This window comes from Sulfitobacter sp. M39, assembly GCF_021735935.1.
Lineage (GTDB): Bacteria > Pseudomonadota > Alphaproteobacteria > Rhodobacterales > Rhodobacteraceae > Sulfitobacter.
Genome location: NZ_WMDZ01000001.1, coordinates 294498 through 316026 on the forward strand (window position 1 = coordinate 294498; position 21529 = coordinate 316026).

The window sequence follows — 21529 nt, forward strand, 5'->3', positions numbered from 1 at the left end:
GCTACCAATTTCACATGCTGGCGATCTTTCTCAAGACACTTCCCTTTTTCGCGCTGATCGGCTTGGGCTATTGGGCCGGGCGCACGCGGTTCTTCACGGCAGAGGCCACGGCCTATCTGACCAAATTCGTCTTCTACTTCGCCCTCTCTGCCATGCTGTTCCGTTTCTCCGCCAACCTGTCCTTGGCCGAGGTCTGGGACAGCCGCCTTGTCGCGGCCTATCTATGGGGCACGGGTTTTGTCTATGGCATCGCAACGCTGACAGGCTTTCTGCGCCGCCTCGATGTCCCCGCCACCGCGATGGAGGCGCAATGTGCCGTGATCGGCAACACCGGCTTCCTCGGCGTGCCCATGCTGACGCTGCTGCTCGGGGCAGAGGCAATCGGCCCCGTCGTGCTGGCTCTGGCGGTGGATCTGATCGTGTTTTCCAGCCTCATCGTGATCCTGATCACCGGGGCGCGCGATGGTCAGCTGAGCCTGCGCGCCCTGCGCACGATTTCCGTGGGGCTGGTGAAAAACCCGATGATCGTCGCCATGACCCTTGGCTTTATCTGGTCCGGCCTGCAGATCCCGATCCCTGACCCGATGAACGAATTTCTGGCCATCCTCGGCGGGGCCGCGACCCCCGGCGCGCTTTTTGCCATCGGGGCGTCGCTGGCGACGAAATCGGCGGAAAAGCTGCATGTCGCGGGCTGGCTGTCGTTTTGCAAACTGGTGCTGCACCCGGCCTTTGTGGCCTTTGCCGCGCTGTGGCTGTTCAACGTCGATCCGTATAAGGCGGGCGTAATCATCGCCACCGCCGCGCTGCCGGTCGCGGGCAATGTCTATATGCTGGCCCAACATTATAACGTCGGGCCGCAACGGGTGTCTGCCGCGATCCTTGTCTCGACGCTGCTCAGCATCCTCAGCGTCAGCCTTGTCATCGCGTGGGTCACCGCGCTTTAGCCTTCACCCTTTTGCAAATACTCAGCCAGCGCAGCGTCCTGCCCTTGCCGCGCAGACCGAGGGCCGATAGCCATAGACCAACCACACACAGGAGACGCCCGATGAAAACGATTTCCGAAAACGCCAGCTTCCGAGGCACCCAAGGCGTCTATTCCCACCGTTCCACCGCCTGCAACTGCGACATGACCTTTGCGCTGTTCCTGCCCGAAGAAGCGCAGCAGGGCCCGGTGCCCTTGATGTGGTTCCTGTCGGGGCTGACCTGCACCCATGAAAACGCGATGACCAAAGCCGGAGCGCAGGCATGGGCCGCGGAACACGGGATCGCGGTGGTCTTTCCCGACACCTCCCCCCGCGGTGAGGATGTGGCTGATGACGACGCCTATGATCTGGGCAAGGGCGCGGGCTTCTATGTGAACGCCACCCAAGACCCATGGGCACCGCATTTCCAGATGTGGGACTATATCGCCGACGAACTGCCGGCGCTGCTGGGTGAAAACTTCGCGCTGGACATGGACCGGCAGGCGATCTGCGGCCACTCCATGGGCGGGCACGGGGCGCTGACGTTGGCGATGAACCTGCCGGGGCGCTTTACCTCGGTCTCGGCCTTCGCGCCGATTGCGCATCCAACCAGCAGTGACTGGGGACGCAAACAGCTGGCAGCCTATTTGGGCAGTGACGAGACGACCTGGGCCAAACATGATGCGACGCTTTTGATGGCGGAACGCGGCTTTGACGGGCCGATCCTCATTGATCAGGGCACCGATGACCAATTCCTTGATCTGCTGAAACCCGAAGCATTGGCCGAGGCGATGGCGAAAGCCCGCCAGAACGCCACATTGCGGATGCAGCCGGGCTATGATCACAGCTATTTCTTTATCTCGACCTTCATGGAAGACCACATCGCCTTCCACGCCGATGCGCTTTATGCGCGATAGGGCGCGGCGATGACGGTACTTTATATCGACGCGGACGCCTGCCCCGTGAAGGCAGAGGCGGAACGCGTCGCCACCCGCCACAAGGTGCGGATGTTTGTGGTGTCCAACGGCGGGCTGCGTCCCTCGCAGAACCCGCTGGTCGAAACCGTGATTGTCCCCGATGGCCCCGACATCGCCGACATCTGGATCGCCGAACGCTGCGGCCCCGGTGACGTCGTGGTGACCGGCGACATTCCTCTTGCCGCCCGCTGCGTCGAAGCCGGCGCGCGGGTGCTGAAACACAACGGCGAGGCACTGACCGCAGCCAATATCGGCAATGTGCTGGCGACACGTGATTTGATGGCCGACCTGCGCGCCGCGGACCCGTTTCGCCAGGGCGGCGGCAAAGGGTTTACAAAGGCCGACCGCTCCCGTTTTCTGGACGCGCTAGAACGCGAGCTTCGCGCGGCACAACGATAGGGCAAGGGCGGCGCAGGTGCACCCATCGACCCGGCAAAAGGAAGAGCACATGAAACCAGCGGCAGTCGTCTTTGACATCGGAAATGTGCTGATCGAATGGCAGCCCGAACGGTTCTATGACTCCGTGATCGGAGAGGACCGCCGCCGCGCCATGTTCGCCGAAGTGGACCTGCACGGCATGAACGATCTTGTCGATAGCGGCCAGCATTTCACCGACACGATCTATGCCGCCGCCGAAGCCAACCCCGCCTGGCGCGATGAGATCCGCATGTGGCATGATCGCTGGATCGAAATGGCCGCCCCCGAGATCCCCCGCTCTCTCAGGCTGAAAGAGGCGCTGCAGGCCAAGGGCGTGCCGGTGTTTTCGTTGACCAATTTCGGCATCCAATCCTATGATCATGCGGCAGAACACTACCCCTTCCTGCGCGCCTTTGATCGCGATTTCATCTCGGGTCATATGGGTATGATCAAACCCGCCCCCGCGATCTATGCCGCGTTGGAAGACAGCGCTGGCCTGTCCGGCGACGCGCTTTTGTTCACCGACGACCGTATCGATAATATCAACGCCGCCAACGCCCGCGGCTGGCAGACCCATCATTTTACCGGGCCGGACGGCTGGGCTGACAGGCTCGTAGCTGCGGGGCTGTTGACCGAAGCAGAGGCCGCATGACCCAGTTCGACATCATCCCCTTCGACGCCGGCGACGCCCTGTTGGACTGGATCGGTCTGACCGACGCGCTGGCCGAGGGGCACAACCTGCCGCGCGCCGAAATCGCGGATACGTTTTTGTATCGCGGCAAGGATACCTTGCTGAACCGCGCCGCGTGGATCGACGGGCTGGGTTTGGCGGTGAAATCCGCCACCATCTTTCCCGACAACCCCGCCAAAGGGGCACCGATGGTGAACGGCGGCGTGTCGCTTTACGCAGATGATCACGGCGGGCTCGAGGCTTTGGTAGATTTCCACCTCGTGACCAAATGGAAAACCGCCGGTGACAGCCTGCTCGCCGCGCGCAGGCTTTCCCGCCCCGGCAGCCGCAAAATCCTGATCGTCGGCGCGGGTACCCAAGGGCGCGGGCTTCACGCTGCCTACAGGGCGGTCTTCCCCGATGCCCAGTTCACGGTATGGAACCGATCCGCCCCCAATGCGCAGGCGATGGCACGTGATATTGACGGGCTGCGCATCGCCGATGATCTTGAGACCGCCGTGCGCGGCGCGGACATCATCACCAGCGCCACCATGTCGACCGAACCGCTGATCAAGGGCGCGTGGCTGCAACCCGGCCAGCACCTTGACCTGATCGGTGCCTACCGCCCCGACATGCGCGAGGTGGATGATACGGCGCTGACCCGTGCCCGGGTCTTTGTCGACAGCCTCGACACCACGGTTGATCATATCGGCGAGCTGAAGATTCCGATCGCCCAAGGTGTGCTGAGCGCAAGTGACATCGTCGCGGATTACTATGATCTCGGCGCGTTCACCCGCGAGTCAGAGGATGAGATCACCCTGTTCAAAAACGGCGGCGGCGCACATCTGGACCTGATGACCAGCCGCTATATCCTTGACCGGTGGCGCGCTCACAGATGATCTGGTTTCTTCTCATTGCGGCTCTGATCATCGCAATCCCGCTTGTGATCGAACGCAACCGTGCCGAAATGGAGGACGCGGACCGCGGCAGCGCCCTTGGCCAATTCGCAGAGCTGCCCGACGGCGTGACCCATTACGCCTGGACCGGACCCGCCCAAGGCCCTGTCGTCGTTTGTATCCACGGGCTGACCACCCCCAGCATCGTCTGGCGCGCGGTGGCACGCGGGTTGGCGTCGATGGGCTACCGGACGCTGACCTACGACCTTTACGGGCGCGGGTATTCCGACCGCCCCTCCGGCCCGCAAGACCGCCAGTTCTTTATCAAACAGCTGCAAGAGCTGCTGGAAGATCAGGACGTTACCGGCAGCTTTACCCTGTTGGGTTATTCCATGGGCGGCTCTATCGCGACGTGTTTTGCCGCCGCTTTCCCCGAACGTGTCGAACGGCTGATCCTGCTGGCGCCCGCAGGGATGGGGCTGGCGCCGAACAAGCTGGTCGACTTCATGGCCAAAACCCCGCTGGTCGGCGATTGGCTGATGCTGGCGCTGTTCCCGCCGACCTTCCGGCGCGGCATCAGGGCTGAACGTGACATCCCCGTGCAGGTCCGCCACATCCACGACCATCAGGCCGAACAGCTGGACTACAAGCACTATGTTCCTGCGGTGCTGGCCAGCCGTCGCGGTATTCTGGCGGATGTGCTGCGGGATGAACACCGCGCGATCCGGACGCATGATATCCCTGTGCTGGCGCTTTGGGGGCAGGATGATCAGGTGATCCCCGCGTCAGCCATCGGCAGCCTTGCCGAATGGAACCGCGCCGCCGAACACGAGGTGATCAAAGGCGCGGGCCACGGCTTGCCCTATACCCATGCGCCCCAGATCATTGCAGCGATCAAGGCACATATCGACACGGCGGATAAAGCGACGGATTAGCTCGTCACCAGCCCGGGCAACCGCTTCTCGCGGATGGGCAAATGGATCAGCGCGCTGAACGCGCCCACGGCCACACCGATCCACCACACGGCGGTGTAATCGCCGTACGCGTCATACATCCGCCCGCCCAGCCAGACTCCCATAAAACTGCCCAACTGATGGCTGAAAAACACGATCCCATAGAGCGTGCCCATATAGCGCAGCCCATAAATATGCGCGACCAGCCCGCTGGTCAGCGGCACCGTCGCCAACCACAATGCGCCCATCCCGATAGAGAACAGGATGACCGACACCGGCGTGATCGGCAGTAGGATAAACAACGCCGCAATCACGGTACGTCCGGTATAGATCGCAGCCAGCAGGTACTTTTTGGAATAGCGTTTGCCCGCCCACCCCGCCAGCAATGTTCCGGCGATATTGGCCAAACCGATCAGGGAAATCGCCACCGCCCCAAGGGCAGAGGTTGTCGTGATCCCGATGTTATGCAGCACGCCACCCGCAAGGATCGGGCCGCAAAGTTCGGTTACGAAGGCGGGAAAATGCGCGGTGATAAAGGCCAGCTGATAGCCGCAGGAAAAGAATCCGATAAAGATGAAGGTAAATGTCGGGTCACGCAGCGCCTTGCCCAGGATTTGCGACAGGCTTTCCTCCAGCTCGGCCTTGCTGGCCATCGCGGGGGCGCGCATCAACGGCAGCGTCAACAACATCGCCATGATCGCGCCCGCAAAGACAAGGAAGGTCGCCTGCCAGCTGAGGAACCCCAGCAACCATTCCGCCACTGGCGCACCAAAGACCTGACCCGCGCTGCCCGCCGCAGTGGCAATGGCCAGCGACATGGACCGGTTCTCGGCCGTTGAGGCGCGGCCAACCACGGCCAAAATCACGCCAAAGCCCGTTCCCGCGATCCCGAAACCCACCAACCACGCATAGGTTTGGTGTTCAATCGGTGACACCGAATTGGCCGACAGCACCAGACCCACGGCATAGACCACGGACCCGATGATAATGGCGCGGCGGTCTCCGATCTTCTCGGCCATCGCGCCAAAAATCGGCTGGCCGATGCCCCAGGCGAGGTTCTGGATCGCGATCGCCAGCGAGAATTCGGAGCGGAGCCAGCCGAACTCTTCCGCGATGGGGATCTGAAAAACGCCAAAAGAGGCACGCACGGCAAAGCTCACCATGATGATCAGACAGCCGACGATCAGCACCGGTGTGAAGATTGACGTATTTTTTTCCATGATGTCCCTCGAAGCACGTGCCGCCACCGTAGCTTTGAAACCGGGGCCGTCAATTTCAAACATGCGCGCATATCGGCCTGCGGGGGTTCTTTCCAAAGCCTGTGGCACATTGTAAGCCAAAGGCATGACCGATTTACGCACCATTTACGATAACCGCGTTGCCGACGGCAGCCTGTCGCCGGACCCCGCGCAAGAGGCCGTGCTGCCAGAGCTTGACCGCATTCGCAGCGCCCTGATGGCCCCGCAGAAAAAGGGCTTTTTCAAGCGCGCCCCCGAGCCACCGCAGGGTCTGTATCTTTGGGGTGGTGTGGGGCGCGGCAAGTCGATGCTGATGGATATGTTCGCGGCAAATATGGGCGATGTGCCAACGCGGCGGGTGCATTTCCACGCGTTCATGCAGGAAATTCACAGCGCGATGCATGAGGCGCGGAAAACAGGAGTCGACGATGCGATTGCGCCAGTCGCAGCCGAGGTCGCGAATAGCGTGAAGCTGCTGGCTTTTGACGAGATGCAGATCACCGACATCACCGACGCCATGATCGTTGGCCGGCTGTTTGAAGCGCTTTTTGCAGCTGGTGTGGTGGTGGTTACAACGTCGAACCGGATACCGGATGACCTCTATAAAGACGGTCTGAACCGCCAGATATTCCTGCCCTTCATCGAATTGATCAAAGAGAAGATGAAGGTGATGGAGCTCGCCAGCCCGCGCGACTACCGACAGGACCGGTTGGCGGGTACGAAATCCTATTTCACCCCCGTCAACCCAGAGAGCCGTGCCGCGATGAATGCCGTCTGGGATGATCTGGCTGGCGGCCCGGGGGAGGAGCTGATCCTGCGGGTGAAGGGGCGCGATGTCGTCGTGCCGGAGTTTCGCAACGGTGTCGCCCGCGCCAAGTTCCACGCGCTTTGTGGTCGCCCCTTGGGTGCGGCGGATTATCTGACATTGGCAGAGGCCGTGCGCGTGTTGATGCTGGATGACATCCCCAGCCTTGGCCGGTCAAACTTTAATGAAGCGAGGCGCTTTGTGACCCTGATCGACGCGCTGTACGAGGCTAAGGTGAGGCTGATCTGCTCAGCCGCGGCCGAACCCGAAATGCTGTATCTGGAGGGTGAAGGCACCTTCGAGTTCGAGCGTACGGCATCGCGTCTGCGCGAAATGCAGGGGGAAGGCTGGGGCGCTTAATTGCGCCGCCGCCCCGGGGCGTACCCATCCCTCTGCAGATCGACTGCAGCCAGATAGAGTGGCGCGGCCTGATCGTGGTAAAATGCGACGGACTGGCGGATCTGCTGCCCGTCGCGAGCATGAGCTTGATCGCCGTCAGTCGGGCGGGCGGCCGATGCCTTGCGTTCAGCGACAACAACCGCCGTCAGCAAACCTGCCGTATCCAGCGTACCAGAGACTGTCGTAAGCACTGGAGGTACTTTGAAATCGCCCTTGGCCGCAGCGCTGTTCAGCAAAGTATCAATATAGCTGTCCGACCGTTCCGTGCTGATCGCCCAGATCAGGTAGGATTCAAGCACTTGGCCCCGTTTGCTATCGTCGAACGATTGGACGATCGCGCTGACTGCATTGCCCACGTCAAAAGAGGCGTCTTTGTGCATCTTGTTCAGCAGGGTCGCTGGTGACAGCGGCACAAAGGGGTGGCCAAATGCGCGACGCGCCCATTGGCATAGCCCTGCGCGGCGTCGTGGCCCCCGGAAGATCGCCAGTGATCGACGATAAAGGTCACACCGACAAAGATTGCGAGCAGACGGAGATGGCCGAACACCATCCTGCGCAGCGCAAGGAAATTCTGATACGTATTGGTCATTGCATTGGTCCCCCCAAAGGCAAAAATGTTACCCTCGGACCTTAGGACGCAAATTCCCTACAAATCGTAAATATAGCCAATTCTAATTGTTAAAAGGCTATCCGTTTTCCCGCAAAATTGCTCCTGCCAGATAGAGCGAACCGCAGATCAACACCCGCGCATGCGGCACCTTCGCGACAATGGTTGCAAGCGCTTCGGCGACGCTAGATGCCTCTTGCGCGGTCAAGCCGACGTCGATCGCTGCGCGCGCGGTTTCGGTGGCCGGCAACGTCGCTGCTTCACCGGGGATAGAGACGGCGAACAATTGCTCTGCATGGCCTGCGATAGGGCGCAGGTAGCCGCCGATATCCTTGGTATTCAACATGCCACAGATCAGGAATGTGGGGCGGGCGGGCATGTCCGCTAGCACCGCCGCGATGGCGTCGCCCGCAGCGGGGTTGTGCCCGCCATCCAGCCACAATTCTGCCTGCGGCGCTGCGTCGATCAGCGGCCCGTGACGCAGACGTTGCATTCGGGCGGGCCATTCGGCGCGGGTCACAGCGGCCTCGCACGCTTGGGCGGAAGCACCCAATTGCCGCAATGCCGCCAAAGCCGCACCGGCGTTGGAAATCTGGTGCGCGCCCAACAAGTTAGGCTTGGGCAGATCCAGTAGACCCGTGTCATCCTGATAGACCATGCGTCCGGCTTCGGGGGCCACATGCCACTGCTGGCCATAGGCAAAAACGGGGGCGTGGTGGCGTGCCGCCTGTGTCTCTATCACCTCGAGCGCGGCATCTTGTTGCGGGCCGACGATGCAGGGCACGCGACGTTTGATGATGCCAGCTTTTTCACCCGCAATCTCCGGCAGGGTCGTGCCCAGAAACTGTTGGTGATCAATCGACACCGGCGTGATGACGGTCAGTGCAGGCTGGTCGATCACATTGGTCGCGTCCAAACGCCCGCCAAGGCCGACCTCAAGCAGGGTATAATCCGCCGGCGTACGGGCAAAGGCCAGCAGCGCGGCGCAGGTTGTGATCTCGAAATACGTGATGCTCTCGCCGTTATTCGCAGCGTAACATTCATCCAGCATCTCGGTCAGCGCGGCTTCGGAGATCAGCTCTCCGGCAAGGCGGATGCGTTCGTGAAAGCGCGCCAGATGGGGCGAGGTATAGGCGTGGACGCGATGGCCATCCGCCTCAAGTCCCGCACGGATCATCGCCTGTGTCGAGCCTTTGCCGTTGGTGCCGGCAATATGGATCACGGGTGGCAGGTCGTTCTGGGGGTTGCCCAAAGCGTCCAGCAGCCGCCACATGCGATCCAGCGTCAGGTCGATAATCTTGGGATGCAGCGCCATCATACGCGCCAGCACTGCATCCGATGTGTTCTGCGTCATTTCGCCTTGGGTTCCGCCGCTTCGGCTTTGGGGGCCGCATCGGGTTCTGGCGTCAGCGCATGGGCAATATCGCCGCCTTCGGTTGGCGCAGGCAGATCGCCGCGCACCGCGGGCGGCAGCTTCATCAGCATCCGCGTGATGTCGATCAACTCGTCCCGCATCTGGGTGCGCGGTGTCACGCGGTCCAGCATGCCGTGGTCCAGCAGATATTCGGCGCGCTGGAAGCCTTCGGGCAGCTTTTCGCGAATGGTCTGTTCAATCACGCGAGGGCCGGCAAAGCAGATCAGCGCATTGGGTTCCGCAATCTGCACGTCCCCCAGCATCGCATAGCTCGCCGTGACACCACCGGTCGTGGGGTGGGTCAGAACGACGATATAGGGCAGCCCCGCTTCTTTCAGCATCTGCACGGCGATGGTGGTGCGCGGCATTTGCATCAGGCTCAGGATGCCTTCCTGCATACGCGCGCCACCGGCGGCGGAGAAGAGCACCAGCGGGCATTTCAGCTTAACCGCTTTTTCAGCTGCGGCGATGATAGCGTTGCCGACATACATACCCATGGACCCGGCCATAAACGAGAAATCCTGCCCCGCCGCGACGATCGGCGTGCGGCCGATTTCACCGGTGGCGACCAGCATCGCTTCGGCTTCGCCTGTTTGCCTTTGGGCGGCTTTCAAGCGGTCGGGGTATTTCTTTTGATCGCGAAAATGCAAAGGATCCGGCGTCGGCGCGGGGACTTTGACCTCGGTAAAGATGCCGCCGTCGAACAGCGCCTTGAAGCGTTCACGCGGGGTAATCGCCATGTGGTGACCACAGCTGGTGCAGACGTTCAGGTTGTCCGACACCTCGCGGTGGAACAGCATGGTGCCGCATTCTTCGCATTTCGTCCACAGATTGTCCGGCGTCTCGCGACGCGAGAAGATGGAGTTAATCCGAGGACGGACGTAGTTGTTGATCCAGTTCATGGTGAACCTTTGCTTCCAGTTTCGCCTTCCAAATAAGCTGACGCGCAGTAAATTGCAATCAACGGCGGATCGCCAGCCGCGCGGCAAGCCAGCTGACCAGCATCAGCGCGAAATCGACGGGCAACCACGCGCGCAACGCGTCAACATCATCCATCCCGAAGGGGGTCAGATACAGCGCCAAACCCGATAGGTCATCGGGCAGAGAGGTGATGACGATCGCCGCGACATTATTGCAAAAATGCACTGCAATGGCTGGCCCCAGCGACCCTGCCCGCGCGGTCAGATCGGCCATCAACATCCCGAAGACACCGGCCCAAAGTGCTATGACCAGCGCATTTTCGCCGGCCTGATCGGGAAGATAGTGCCCAAGTGCGAAAATCACGGCCGGCAGCACCATCCACACCAGCGGAGAGTTGAACCGTGCCGCCAGTTGCTGCTGGACATAACCGCGAAAGACGATCTCTTCGGCGCTGACCTGTACCAACACCCCGAGCAGCGAAAACGGCAGCAACATCAGCCATGTGCCAAGCGCGAGGTTGGGCACATAGGGCGCGCCAAGGTTCCACGGTGGCAGCAAATAGGTCACCGCACCAAGCAGCACCAGCATCTTGAGCACGGCCCAGAACTGCGGCACCACCAGCCCCGACGGGCCGATCAGACCACGCACGGGACGTTTGTGGATCACCCGTGTCACCACGGCCACGCCGACGATCATCAACCCGAAGCTGCCAAGCAGCAGGAACATCGCCATCGGCGTCTTGCCTGACAGCAAGCTGTCATAAAACCCGTCCGCACGCGGCCCCATTAGCTTGAACAGGGTGGTGAACATCAGGTTGTTGAGCAGCAGGTAGATCGCGGTTGCCGCAAGGAACCCGAGGATCAGCCGCCACGGTGCCGCCGAGGGGATCGCAGGGGCGAAAAAGGCTTTGTGAGCAGCGTATCGGGTCACGCGGGGTCGTCTCCTACGGGTGGGGGCAAGGCTTCGTCTTCGCGCGGGATATCCACCCGCGCAGCACGAAGCAAGTCGGCGGCGTTGGTCAGATGGCTTGATACCGTGCGTAGGAGGCTCAGCAGGATCACACGGTCGTTTTCAACCACCGACTTGAATTGATCCGCGCCGATCCGAAGGAAACGGCTGTCTTCGAGGGCGACAAAATCCATCTGCCGCGGCTCGTTCACGATGACCGCAAGGTCACCGATCAACCGCCCCTTTTCGACGGTCGAGACGTGATGCGCCAACCCTTCGGGGTCGCGCCAGCTCAGCTCTCCCTTGCCCGACAGACAGAGGTAGACCGCATCTGGCCGTTGGTCTTGAGCAAAGACCATCTCTCCCTGTGCGACGGTGTACCACTGCGCCGCAAACGCCAGCAGACGCTGGTTGCGCGGGTCGAGGTTGCCGAACAAGTCGTTGCGCGCGATGATCCGCAGCTTGCGTCGCAAATCGTCCGAGATGCTGTCGTCCTGGCTTGGGGTATCAACTTGCGCCAGACCGTCCACGCGGCCACCGCGGATCTTGATATACATGTCGAAATCGTCAGGGTTTGCAAAATTGCTGTCGATAAAGATTTGCGTTGTTTCGGGCAGCAATTCACTGATCTTGTCACGCAAACGCGACAAACCTTCGGCGTCATGTCCTGCCAGCGACTGGTTCATGATCAGGATATCAGGCCGCTTCATCGCGGCACGGCTAAACCCTGCGCGTTCCTGAAACGTCGTGGCGATGTTCGAACCACCGATATTGACCGGCAAATCAAAGACGTTGATCGCCACGTCCTGTTGCAGCCCGTGCTTCTTGAACACTTCGGCGACCACATCAAGGATCAGGTCCGCCTGAAGCCCCGCCACCGCAGAGATCCGACCATACAGCACGTTTTCGAGTATCGTCAGACGCGGCAAATACTGGTCAGGCGCAATCGGCACGAACAGATCCCGCGCCCGCTCGCGCATCGCGGCCCCCTGATGCTTGCGGATCTTCAGGATCTCGTCCTTGAATGTCGCCGGGAAAGCTGGCCCGATCTGTTCGGCGGTAAAGGCAAAGGGTACGGTCAGCAGCAGCGAGAATTCGTCCTCGCTTAGGGCTTCGTCCCCACTGGCGCGGCGGCGTAGGGCAATATCGACCAGCTGTTCGTACAGGTCTTCCTCGATGCCGAGGGCTGTGAACAGCGGGTGGTCGGTGCCATCCCGCCCAAAGGTCTGGTGCAGCGTCTCGACCAGTGTCTGCGAGATCGCGATGCCCTGCTCGGCGAGCCCCTGTTCGATGATCATCGCAAGAAAGCTGCGTTCAAGCGCCAGACCTGCTTGGGAAATGCTGCGAATTGGCGCGGCGAACATCAGGTTCCCCCCAAGCGCCAACGCAGGGTTAAAGCGGTCCGGGTCGAACCGGTGAACCACTTTATCAAGCTCCTGCTCTTTCAGCCGTTCGTGCACCTCGTCGCGCAAAGCGACAACGCGGGCAGCCAGTTCGGGGTGTTTTTCGGGATCCATCCGGTCCGCAGCCATGCGGCGGAACATCAGGTCCTGCGTGCCGACGGCGCTGACCAGCTGATACCACCAATCGTTGATGTCCGCGCGCGTGTTCAGATCGGCCAGTCCAGGATCGAGCCAATCCGCTTTGGTACTGTCCAGACTATTGCCCGAACGCTGCGTTTCAATCGCCGCGCGGTCCGTTTTTTGCGGATCCCACAGCACCGTTTTGGGGCTGGAGCGTAGCGACATCAGCAGGTTGTCCCCGATGGTGCCCTGAAACAGATAGGGGTGTGAATGCGCATAGCCTATCCGCGCGGCCAGCACCGCCTGATGCAGCTCTGCCAGATTATGCCCCGCCATGGTGATCCGGCCCCGGCTTGGCACGGCCTCTCGGGTCAAAATCTCTGCCAAGGCCGTGCGTTCCGTCTGGTTTGGCATCTCGATCGCAACGCGCGCGCCTTTGGGGATTTCAAGGTTCAGATCGTCCAGAACGGTATTGCCGTCCGGCGTCCGCAAAGACACATGTTCCAGCACGATCGGCCCGCGCAGATGGGGAATATCGGCCGGTTCCCCCTCGAACAAGCTGGCGTCGATCTCTCCTCGGGGGGCGAAACGTTCGACGACCACATCCCACCGCAACGACATGTCCTGCGTCTGGTTGTAATAGGTCAGCAGTTCCTTCCAAGGGCTCGACAAATCCTTGTAGGCGGCCAAGGCCGCGACCAGCGCGCCCACCGTGATCTGCCCCTTGATCGCAAGATACCCCCCCACGGCATAGAAAAAGAACGGTGTCAGCTGGGTGATGAAGTTGTTGAGAAACTTCATGAAGAATTTCTTCTGATAGATCTGGAAGCGGACCTCGAACAGTTGGCCCAGCCGGTCGGTGAACAGCGCCAGTCGGTAGCGCCAGCCGCCGTTGGTGCGCAGATCGGTGATACCGGCGGCGGTCTCGCCGATTTCAGACGACAGGTGCCGCACTTCCTTGATCCGCTGTTTGTTCAGCAGGTTGATCTGCCGCTGCAGCATCGGGATGAGATACGCCTGCAACGGGATCAATGCGACGCCCGCCAACCCGAACCACGGGGATTGCAGGAACAGGAACAGCAGGATGATCAGCATCTGCCCCGCCTGGAACACAGGCTGGGCGACCGCATCGCCCATCAACCCGCCCATCGGCTCTGCCTCCGAGGTGACCATCGACACCAGCTCGCCCTGACTGGTGTTTTCGAAATAGCTGCGCGGAAAACGCATCATCCGCGCGATCAACTGATAGCGGAAGCGACGCAGTAGCCGCTCTGCCAGCACCCCCTTCATCGTGTTCAAACGCATCTTCATCAGGCCGTGGATCAGCACCGAGAAAAGATAGGCAAAACACAGCACCATCAGGAACTGCACCTGACTGAACGACATTCCGAAAACGTCGATCACATCGGTCTCTGCCCCGATGGCATCGTTGATGATGCGCTTGGGCAGTTCGAGGGTGATGTAGAGGATCGGGAAGGTAATCAGCGTGAGGACAAGCAAAACCAGTTGGTCACGTCGGGAGTATTTCCAAATAAAGGAAAAAATCGAATGCTCCATGCAGGGTCGCTTTCGCTAGGGGCGGCACAGAGCCAAGGATTATTTAACACCTAAGCCCACAGCCCGCGCTGTTCAACTGGTGGCTTGAGCCTTGCAGCGACAGGGCTGGGTGGCTATTCCGGTGTAAACGTCCACTCAGGGAGGCCTGCCACATGTCCACCAACACCCGCTTTGATAAATCCAGACTGCCAAGCCGGCACGTGACCGAAGGGCCAGAGCGCGCACCGCACCGGTCCTATTACTACGCAATGGGCATGACCGAAGAAGAGATTCACCAGCCTCTGGTGGGCGTGGCAACCTGCTGGAACGAAGCGGCCCCCTGTAACATCGCGCTGAACCGTCAGGCCCAAGCGGTCAAGGTCGGCGTCAAGGCGCAGCAAGGCACGCCGCGTGAATTCACCACCATCACCGTCACCGACGGGATCGCCATGGGCCACGAGGGCATGCGCTCTTCTCTGGCGTCGCGCGAAGCGATTGCCGACACGGTAGAGCTGACAATGCGCGGGCACTGCTACGATGCGATTGTCGGCCTTGCGGGCTGTGACAAATCGCTGCCGGGCATGATGATGGCGATGCTGCGGCTGAACGTGCCGTCGGTATTCCTTTACGGTGGGTCGATCCTGCCGGGCAAAGTCCCGGAAGGGGCCGATGTGCCTGCCGATTTCGCCAGCCGCGACCTGACCGTGCAAGACGTGTTCGAGGCCGTGGGCAACTACCAGAACGGCAGCATGTCGCAAGCCGCGCTTGAGGTTCTGGAGCGCGTCGCTTGCCCGACAGCCGGTGCCTGCGGGGGCCAGTTCACCGCCAACACCATGGCCTGCGTGTCCGAGGCAATCGGTCTGGCGCTATTGAACTCCTCTGGCATGCCTGCGCCCTATGAATCCCGCGACGCCTATGCCGCGGCCTCGGGTGAAGCCGTCATGAACCTGATCGAAAAGAACATCCGCGCGCGCGACATCTGCACCCGCGAAGCATTCGAGAACGCGGCGCGTATCGTGGCCTGCACCGGCGGATCGACCAATGCCGGTCTGCACCTGCCCGCTATGGCCGCCGAGGCGGGTATCGACTTTAACCTCAGCGATGTGTGCGACATCTTCCGCGAAACCCCCTATTTCGTCGACATGAAACCCGGTGGGTCGCATGTAGCAAAAGACCTGTATGACGCGGGCGGCGTGCCTGTTGTGATGAAGGAACTGCGCAAGGCTGGCCTGCTGCATGATGACTGTCTGACCGCCTCGGGCCTGTCCATCGGCGAAGAGCTCGACAAGATCGAACGCGAGGCCGACGGCAAGGTGATCCACGCGATCGAAACACCGATCAGCAAGACCGGCGGCGTCGTTGGTCTGAAGGGCAACTTGGCCCCCGAAGGGGCCATCGTGAAAATCGCTGGCATGTCCGAAGAAGACATCGTCTTTACCGGTCCGGCGCTGATCTTTGAATGTGAACAGGACGCATTCGAGGCCGTGCAAAACCGCGCCTACAGCGAAGGCGACGTGTTTGTGATCCGCAACGAAGGCCCCGCTGGTGGCCCCGGCATGCGTGAAATGCTGGCGACCACGGCGGCCCTGTCCGGTCAGGGCATGGGCAAAAAGGTGGCACTGATCACCGACGGCCGTTTCTCCGGCGCGACACGGGGTTTCTGCGTTGGTCACGTCGGCCCCGAAGCCGCACATGGCGGACCGATTGCCTTGCTCAAACAGGGCGACATGATCACGCTGAACGCGATCACCGGTTCGATCTCGGTCGATATCTCGGACGAGGAAATGGCAGAGCGCAAAGCGGCTTGGCCCGGTGCCCGCAAAACCAACTATCAAAGCGGCGCACTGTGGAAATACGCGCAGCTTGTGGGCCCAACCTATCTTGGTGCGGTGACGCATCCCGGCGCGAAGGCGGAGACACATGACTACATGGACCTGTAAAGGTCCGCTTGCCGCCTTTGGCGTGATGCTTCTGACCGCCTGCGAGGGCGGGCAGGGGCTTGGCGCGTCCTCGGGTGCCGCCAAGCCGCCGTTGTCACGCGCGAAAATGGCCGGAGGGGTCGAACTGGTCGCCCCCGATGGTTTCTGCATCGACCAAACCAGCCTCGAAGCGCGCTTTGCCGTGATGGCACGCTGTGACGGATTAGGGGCCCCTGCCTCTGCGGGGGCAGCACCGCGCGGGTTGATCACGGTCAGCCTGACCCAGTCTAAACCCGGCCCCCTGCCAAGCGCCCAGCAGATCGCGGCTGAAACCTCGCTCCAGAACGTGAGCGCTGTGGAGAAAGGCGACCAAAGCGTAACCTTCCGCGCGCAGGGGCGTATTCCTGTCGGTGGGCTTTCCCCCAACCAATGGCGCGGCGTCGCACGGATGGGCACGCAAACCGCCGGTATCGCCGTCTACGGCCCCGAACGCGGCGAGATCGTCAGCGCCTCTGGCCGAAGGGTTCTGACACAGTTGATCACCCGCAGCATCGACGCCAGTGCGCCTGCGAAAACCACCGTCGCGCAACGCAACTAGCGCGCCGGCCCCTTGGCCCATTTCATTTGTGCCCCCACGCTACAGACGGTAGGGTACGACCAACAACCCATTCGTAATCGGGGCAACAGGCACATGCGCAAACTCGGGAAAAAGCTGATCGACAGCGCCTTGATCGCGCGGTTTACCCGCCGCTGGTCCGCCAAAGCCGACCGTGCCCCCCAGACAGAACTGTCCGTGCTGCGCAAACAAGCAGGTCAAGCACGCGCCTTGTGTCGACATCTGGACAAGCTGATCTACACCGCCGAAGACCGGCTTGCCCTGCCCCGCATCGGTTCTAACAAATTCTCTCGGCCCCATAACACCGATTGGTCCTGGCGCCCGCAACTTTGGCGCGCGCCCTTGACCAGATCGGGGCTGTCGTCGGTGCAATCCAAGGCGACCATGGGCGATGAGGTCACGATTTTCCACGACTGCACCCTGTCCGAACTCGGCATCCGGCAAATCCGCAACCTCGAAGAAAACCATCTGGCCCCCTATGGGCTTCGGCTTGAGGTCTACCGTTTCGACGGATCTTTCCTGTCGCTGGTGCTGGACCTGCAGGATGATTGCGTTGACGGGATGAAGCGCAGCCATGTCCTGCGCGTGGACGCCGTGATCGAGATGGAGAAACCGATCGAGATTTTCGCCCGCCTGAACATCCGCCACGGGCCTAACACTGAACAAATGGTGCAGGAACTGCCACTGAACAAATCCGAGGTCACGGCAGAATTCGACCTCGCCTATTCCAACCTGAACGAAAAACGCGTCGAGAAAGCCTGGATCGACCTGATTTTTGAAGGGCCCGAAATGAACCAGATCATGCTGCGTGACCTGACCTTTTCGCGCCGCCCCCGCGCCCAGTTGTAGGAGCCCCGCATGAGCAACCTGACCCTCACCAAAACCCAGATGCGCGACGGCACCTGGCAAGGGATCGTGACCGGCGCGGACGATACCAAACCCGATCTTGTGGTCACCCACGCCGATGCCGATGTCGCGGGGGTGCAGTTGGAGCATGACGCGTCATCGGATCACTGGGTGCTCAGCATCCCTGTGCCCGCAGCCGCAATCGCCGATGGTCTGCATACATTGCTGGTGGTCGACCGCGCGTCTGGCACGACGTTGGCCAACATCACCCTGATCGGGGACGAGGTCACCGGCCCCGATTTGCGCGCCGAGGTGGATTTGCTGCGCGCCGAGCTTGATATGCTGAAACGTGCGTTCCGGCGGCACTGCGTCGAAACGACCTGACGGCCCTTGCTTGCTTGCCCCTGTGACGCGATGTATCCCTTGGCAAGACTGAGCCCTTCAGAGGACCCTCGTGATGGCAGTGAAAAGACGGACTATCGGCGTGATCGGCCTTGGCAACTTTGGCTCTACGGTCGCAACCGAGTTGCAGCGTTTTGGCAACTACGTGATCGGCGTGGACCTGAACGATCAGCGCGTCAGTAACCATGTCGAAAAGCTGAGCCAAGCCGTCATCGTGGACGCCCGCGATGATGCCGCCCTGCGCGAGGCCGGGTTGGGCGACTGTTCGATGGCGCTGGTCGCCATGGGCAGCGATCTTGAATCAAGCATCCTGTCGGCCATCAACCTGAAACTGCTGGGCGTCGAGACGATCTGGGCCAAGGCCAAGACAAAAACGCATCACCGCATCCTGTCGAAACTGGGTGTCGACCGCGTGATCCACCCCGAAGTCGAAGTCGGCCAGCATATCGCGCAGGTAATCCACAACCCCTTGGTGCGCGACTATGTGAGCCTCGGGAACGGGTACCACGTGGTCAACTTCCGCATCCCCGAAGCGCTTGAGGGCAAATCGCTCGAGACGTTGTCCCACGGCAAGAAGTTCGATCTGCGCTGTCTGGGGGTGATGCGAGGCAGCGAATATATCGGGCGCGACGGGTTGGACTGCACATTGCAACGGGACGATCTGTTGATCCTGCTCGGGCAGCGCACCGACCTGCGTAGCTTTGCGGCAAGCCTTTGAAGCTCTTTTCAAGGTCACATAAAAGCGCGTGGCGGCTTCTGCCCCCGCCCGCGGTGCTTGTGTTGATCTATCTCACGATGGTGGTTCTGGGTGGATTGATCCTGTGGACTCCGCTGGCGAATACTGCGGGGATCAGCCTGTCGGACGCGCTGTTCACCTCTACCTCTGCTGTTACGGTGACGGGGCTGGCGGTGGTCGATACCGGCACCGCCTTTACCGGCTTCGGGCAGGCGGTTATCGCAACTCTGATCCAGATGGGCGGCTTGGGGTTGATGACCTTTGCCGTTCTGGTGCTGTCTGCGCTTGGTATCCCTTTGGGGATGCCGCAACGGATTATCCTGCGCGAAGACCTGAACCAGTCGAGCATCTACAATCTGACCTCGCTGGTGATGGCGATCCTGAAGATCGCCATTCTGGCAGAGCTGATCGGTGCTGCCTTGATGGCCTTTGTCTTCGTGCCCGAATTCGGTCTGGCGCAGGGGCTTTGGCATTCGGTGTTCCTCAGCATTTCTGCCTTCAACAATGCGGGGTTCGCGCTGTTTCCCGATAGCCTCAGCAACTGGGTCAGCGATCCGATTATCAACGTCGTGATCCCCGCCCTGTTCATCATCGGCGGCATCGGGTTCATCGTGCTGGCCGATATCTGGGAAAAACGCAGCTGGCGACGGCTCAGCCTGCACAGCAAGCTGATGCTCACCGGCACGGTGGTGCTGATCCTGCTGGCTTGGGCGCTGTTTGCAGCGCTTGAATGGCGCAACCCCGCGACCTTGGGCCAGTTCGGCAGCTTTGGCAGCAAGCTTTGGGCCAGTTGGTTTCAGGCCGTCACGCCACGGACAGCGGGCTTTAATACGCTTGATTACGCCGAGGTCCACGAGAGTACTGCGTTGATGACCATGACGCTGATGCTGGTCGGCGGCGGCAGCACGTCGACGGCGGGCGGCATCAAGGTGACCACGCTCATCGTGCTGATCCTCGCCACCGTGGCCTTCTTCCGTCGCAGTACCAGCCTGCATGCCTTTGGTCGGTCGATGGGGCCGGATGAAGTGTTCAAAGTCATGGCGCTGACCACGATCAGCATCCTTCTGGTCCTGACGGGCATCTTCATCATGTCGATCAAACACGACGGAGAGTTCATCGACCTCGCGTTCGAGGCAACATCGGCCTTTGGCACCGTCGGCCTGTCGCGCGGCGCCACGGCAGAGCTTGATAGCACCGGCCGCGCGATGATCATGCTGATGATGTTTCTGGGCCGCGTCGGCCCCCTGACCATCGGGTTCTTTCTGGCGACGCAATCGGTGCCCCGCGTGCGCTACCCCGAAGGCAAGGTCTATCTGGGCTGAACACCCGCCCCTTGACCACGCAACAAAAAAACCGGCCCGCCTATCTGCGGACCGGTCCTTAATGCTAACGCGTGATCGTTGCGCTTACTTCTTCGGGCCCAAGGCGGACAGGCCTTTGAGGATATCGATGGCATAGGCCAGCTGGTAATCCTCTTCCCGCAAGGAAGCGGCTTTTTCGGCCTTGGCGCGGTCTTCCATGATCTGATCGACCTGATCGTCGGTCAGGCTGTCGTTGTTCAGGCTGCCGCGCAGGTCTGCTTCGGACCGCAGGGGGCGTGCTGTTGCATCCTCTTCCTCGGTGTCTGCAGGCTGTGCCGGTGGCTGGGCGACGATGATGTCGGGGGACACGCCAAGCGCCTGAATGGAGCGGCCCGACGGCGTGTAGTACCGCGCTGTGGTCAGGCGCATCGCCCCTTCACCGCGCAGCGGCATGATCGTCTGCACCGACCCTTTGCCAAAGCTTTTGGTCCCGACGACAATCGCGCGACGGTGGTCTTGCAGGGCACCGGCAACGATCTCGGAAGCCGAGGCAGAGCCACCGTTGATCAGCACCACAATAGGCTTGCCTTCGGCCAGATCGCCGGGGGTGGCGTTGGTGCGATCGCCATCAGCGGCATCGCGGCCACGGGTGCTGACGATCTCGCCTTCTTCAAGGAAAGCATCCGACACGGCGATGGCCTGATTCAGCAGACCACCGGGGTTGTTGCGCAGATCAACGACAAAGCCGCTGACATTCTCGATGCCGCCGGCGGCCTCGACCTGCTCTTCCAGACCCTCTTTCAGCTTGGGGTAGGTCTGTTCGTTAAAGGTGGTGACCCGCAGCACAACCGCGTCGCCTTCGGTACGGGCGCGCACCGCGGTCAGCTGGATGGTATCGCGCACCAGCGACACGTCGAAGGGTTCGGTCTCGCCTTCGCGCACCACGGTGATCGCGATTTCGGACCCGACAGGCCCGCGCATCAGCTCAACCGCGTCATCCAACGTCAGCCCCAGCAGGCTTTCGCCGTCCACATGGGTGATGAAATCGCCCGCTTCGATCCCCGCTTCAGAAGCAGGCGTGCCATCAATAGGGGAAACGACTTTGACGAACCCCTCTTCCTGCGTCACCTCGATACCAAGACCGCCGAATTCACCGCGGGTCTGGTCGCGCATCTTCAACGCGTCTTTCGGCGACAGGTAGCTGGAGTGTGGATCAAGCGAGGTGAGCATGCCGTTGATCGCGGCCTCTACCAGCTCTTCGGTGTCGACCTCTTCGACGTATTGCGCACGGATGCGTTCAAAGATGTCGCCGAACAGATCAAGCTGTTCATAAACGTTGCTGTTCTTTTCAGTTTCCTGTGCCAGCAAGGGGCCCGCAATCTGCGTCGTGGCAATTACCCCTGCCAGCGTACCGCCCACGGCAGCCATCACGAACTTCTTCAT

Annotated in this window: 21 protein-coding genes; 13 read left to right on the forward strand and 8 right to left on the reverse strand. The window is 61.1% G+C overall.

The genetic code is table 11. The annotated features are described in order from the left end of the window. Positions 1-14: 14 nt before the first annotated feature. From GLP43_RS01425 to GLP43_RS01450, 6 genes are all read left to right on the forward strand, one after another. A complete protein-coding gene (locus GLP43_RS01425) occupies positions 15-944 on the forward strand; it encodes an AEC family transporter (RefSeq protein ID WP_237277912.1) in 930 nt (309 codons plus the stop codon). Between the two features lie 101 nt (positions 945-1045). Continuing rightward, complete coding sequence (fghA, locus tag GLP43_RS01430) at positions 1046-1879, forward strand: S-formylglutathione hydrolase (RefSeq protein WP_168592319.1); 834 nt, start codon at positions 1046-1048, stop codon at positions 1877-1879. Positions 1880-1888: 9 nt separating this feature from the next. Further along, on the forward strand, positions 1889-2338 hold the full coding sequence (locus tag GLP43_RS01435; RefSeq protein ID WP_005850449.1) for a YaiI/YqxD family protein: 450 nt from the start codon (positions 1889-1891) through the stop codon (positions 2336-2338). 49 nt (positions 2339-2387) lie between these two features. Then, complete coding sequence (locus tag GLP43_RS01440; RefSeq protein WP_237277913.1) at positions 2388-3008, forward strand: HAD family hydrolase; 621 nt, start codon at positions 2388-2390, stop codon at positions 3006-3008. Further along, positions 3005-3925 (forward strand): ornithine cyclodeaminase family protein, encoded by a 921-nt coding sequence (locus tag GLP43_RS01445; protein ID WP_237277914.1) that lies wholly within the window; start codon positions 3005-3007, stop codon positions 3923-3925. The genes GLP43_RS01440 and GLP43_RS01445 overlap by 4 nt, the downstream gene beginning before the upstream one ends. Beyond that, positions 3922-4857 (forward strand): alpha/beta fold hydrolase, encoded by a 936-nt coding sequence (locus tag GLP43_RS01450; RefSeq protein ID WP_237277915.1) that lies wholly within the window; start codon positions 3922-3924, stop codon positions 4855-4857. Before GLP43_RS01445 ends, GLP43_RS01450 begins: the two co-directional genes overlap by 4 nt. On the opposite strand, the gene GLP43_RS01455 is transcribed toward GLP43_RS01450, so the two are convergent. Continuing rightward, positions 4854-6095: an MFS transporter gene (locus tag GLP43_RS01455; RefSeq protein ID WP_009825556.1), complete on the reverse strand. Its 1242-nt coding sequence runs from the start codon at positions 6093-6095 to the stop codon at positions 4854-4856. The genes GLP43_RS01450 and GLP43_RS01455 overlap by 4 nt on opposite strands. Positions 6096-6219: 124 nt before the next feature. On the opposite strand from GLP43_RS01455, the gene zapE reads away from it, so the two are divergent. Next, the gene (gene zapE / locus GLP43_RS01460; protein ID WP_237277916.1) at positions 6220-7278 is read left to right on the forward strand and encodes a cell division protein ZapE; all 1059 of its coding nucleotides are present in this window, start codon (positions 6220-6222) and stop codon (positions 7276-7278) included. Here zapE and GLP43_RS01465 read toward each other — a convergent pair. The 6 genes from GLP43_RS01465 to GLP43_RS01490 form a co-directional block, all read right to left on the reverse strand. Further along, positions 7275-7730 carry a hypothetical protein gene (locus tag GLP43_RS01465; protein ID WP_237277917.1) on the reverse strand — a complete coding sequence of 152 codons (456 nt, stop codon included), beginning with the start codon at positions 7728-7730 and terminating at the stop codon, positions 7275-7277. The genes zapE and GLP43_RS01465 overlap by 4 nt on opposite strands. Beyond that, positions 7703-7906, reverse strand: coding sequence for a hypothetical protein (locus GLP43_RS01470; protein ID WP_237277918.1), 204 nt, complete (start codon positions 7904-7906; stop codon positions 7703-7705). Before GLP43_RS01470 ends, GLP43_RS01465 begins: the two co-directional genes overlap by 28 nt. 97 nt (positions 7907-8003) lie before the next feature. Next, positions 8004-9278: a bifunctional folylpolyglutamate synthase/dihydrofolate synthase gene (locus GLP43_RS01475; RefSeq protein ID WP_237277919.1), complete on the reverse strand. Its 1275-nt coding sequence runs from the start codon at positions 9276-9278 to the stop codon at positions 8004-8006. Further along, a complete protein-coding gene (accD, locus tag GLP43_RS01480; RefSeq protein ID WP_237277920.1) occupies positions 9275-10240 on the reverse strand; it encodes an acetyl-CoA carboxylase, carboxyltransferase subunit beta in 966 nt (321 codons plus the stop codon). Before accD ends, GLP43_RS01475 begins: the two co-directional genes overlap by 4 nt. Positions 10241-10298: 58 nt before the next feature. Then, positions 10299-11189 (reverse strand): CPBP family intramembrane glutamic endopeptidase, encoded by an 891-nt coding sequence (locus GLP43_RS01485; RefSeq protein ID WP_237277921.1) that lies wholly within the window; start codon positions 11187-11189, stop codon positions 10299-10301. Next, entirely contained in the window at positions 11186-14287 is a 3102-nt protein-coding gene (locus tag GLP43_RS01490; RefSeq protein WP_237277922.1) for an ABC transporter transmembrane domain-containing protein, read from the reverse strand. Before GLP43_RS01490 ends, GLP43_RS01485 begins: the two co-directional genes overlap by 4 nt. Positions 14288-14439: 152 nt before the next feature. Between GLP43_RS01490 and ilvD the strand changes: the two genes are divergently transcribed. The 6 genes from ilvD to GLP43_RS01520 all read left to right on the forward strand — a co-directional run bounded on the left by ilvD (position 14440) and on the right by GLP43_RS01520 (position 20107). Further along, positions 14440-16206, forward strand: a complete 1767-nt coding sequence (gene ilvD, locus GLP43_RS01495) for a dihydroxy-acid dehydratase (RefSeq protein WP_237277923.1) — start codon at positions 14440-14442, stop codon at positions 16204-16206. Next, positions 16187-16783, forward strand: coding sequence for a hypothetical protein (locus tag GLP43_RS01500; RefSeq protein WP_237277924.1), 597 nt, complete (start codon positions 16187-16189; stop codon positions 16781-16783). Before ilvD ends, GLP43_RS01500 begins: the two co-directional genes overlap by 20 nt. A gap of 93 nt (positions 16784-16876) precedes the next feature. Next, entirely contained in the window at positions 16877-17650 is a 774-nt protein-coding gene (locus tag GLP43_RS01505; RefSeq protein ID WP_237277925.1) for a DUF6478 family protein, read from the forward strand. Positions 17651-17659: 9 nt separating this feature from the next. After that, complete coding sequence (locus tag GLP43_RS01510) at positions 17660-18031, forward strand: hypothetical protein (protein ID WP_237277926.1); 372 nt, start codon at positions 17660-17662, stop codon at positions 18029-18031. 73 nt (positions 18032-18104) lie between these two features. After that, positions 18105-18767 (forward strand): potassium channel family protein, encoded by a 663-nt coding sequence (locus GLP43_RS01515; RefSeq protein ID WP_237277927.1) that lies wholly within the window; start codon positions 18105-18107, stop codon positions 18765-18767. Positions 18768-18844: 77 nt separating this feature from the next. Beyond that, positions 18845-20107: a TrkH family potassium uptake protein gene (locus GLP43_RS01520; RefSeq protein WP_237279900.1), complete on the forward strand. Its 1263-nt coding sequence runs from the start codon at positions 18845-18847 to the stop codon at positions 20105-20107. 84 nt (positions 20108-20191) lie between these two features. Here the strand turns inward: GLP43_RS01520 and GLP43_RS01525 are convergent, their stop codons facing one another. Further along, positions 20192-21529, reverse strand: coding sequence for a S41 family peptidase (locus GLP43_RS01525; RefSeq protein ID WP_237277928.1), 1338 nt, complete (start codon positions 21527-21529; stop codon positions 20192-20194).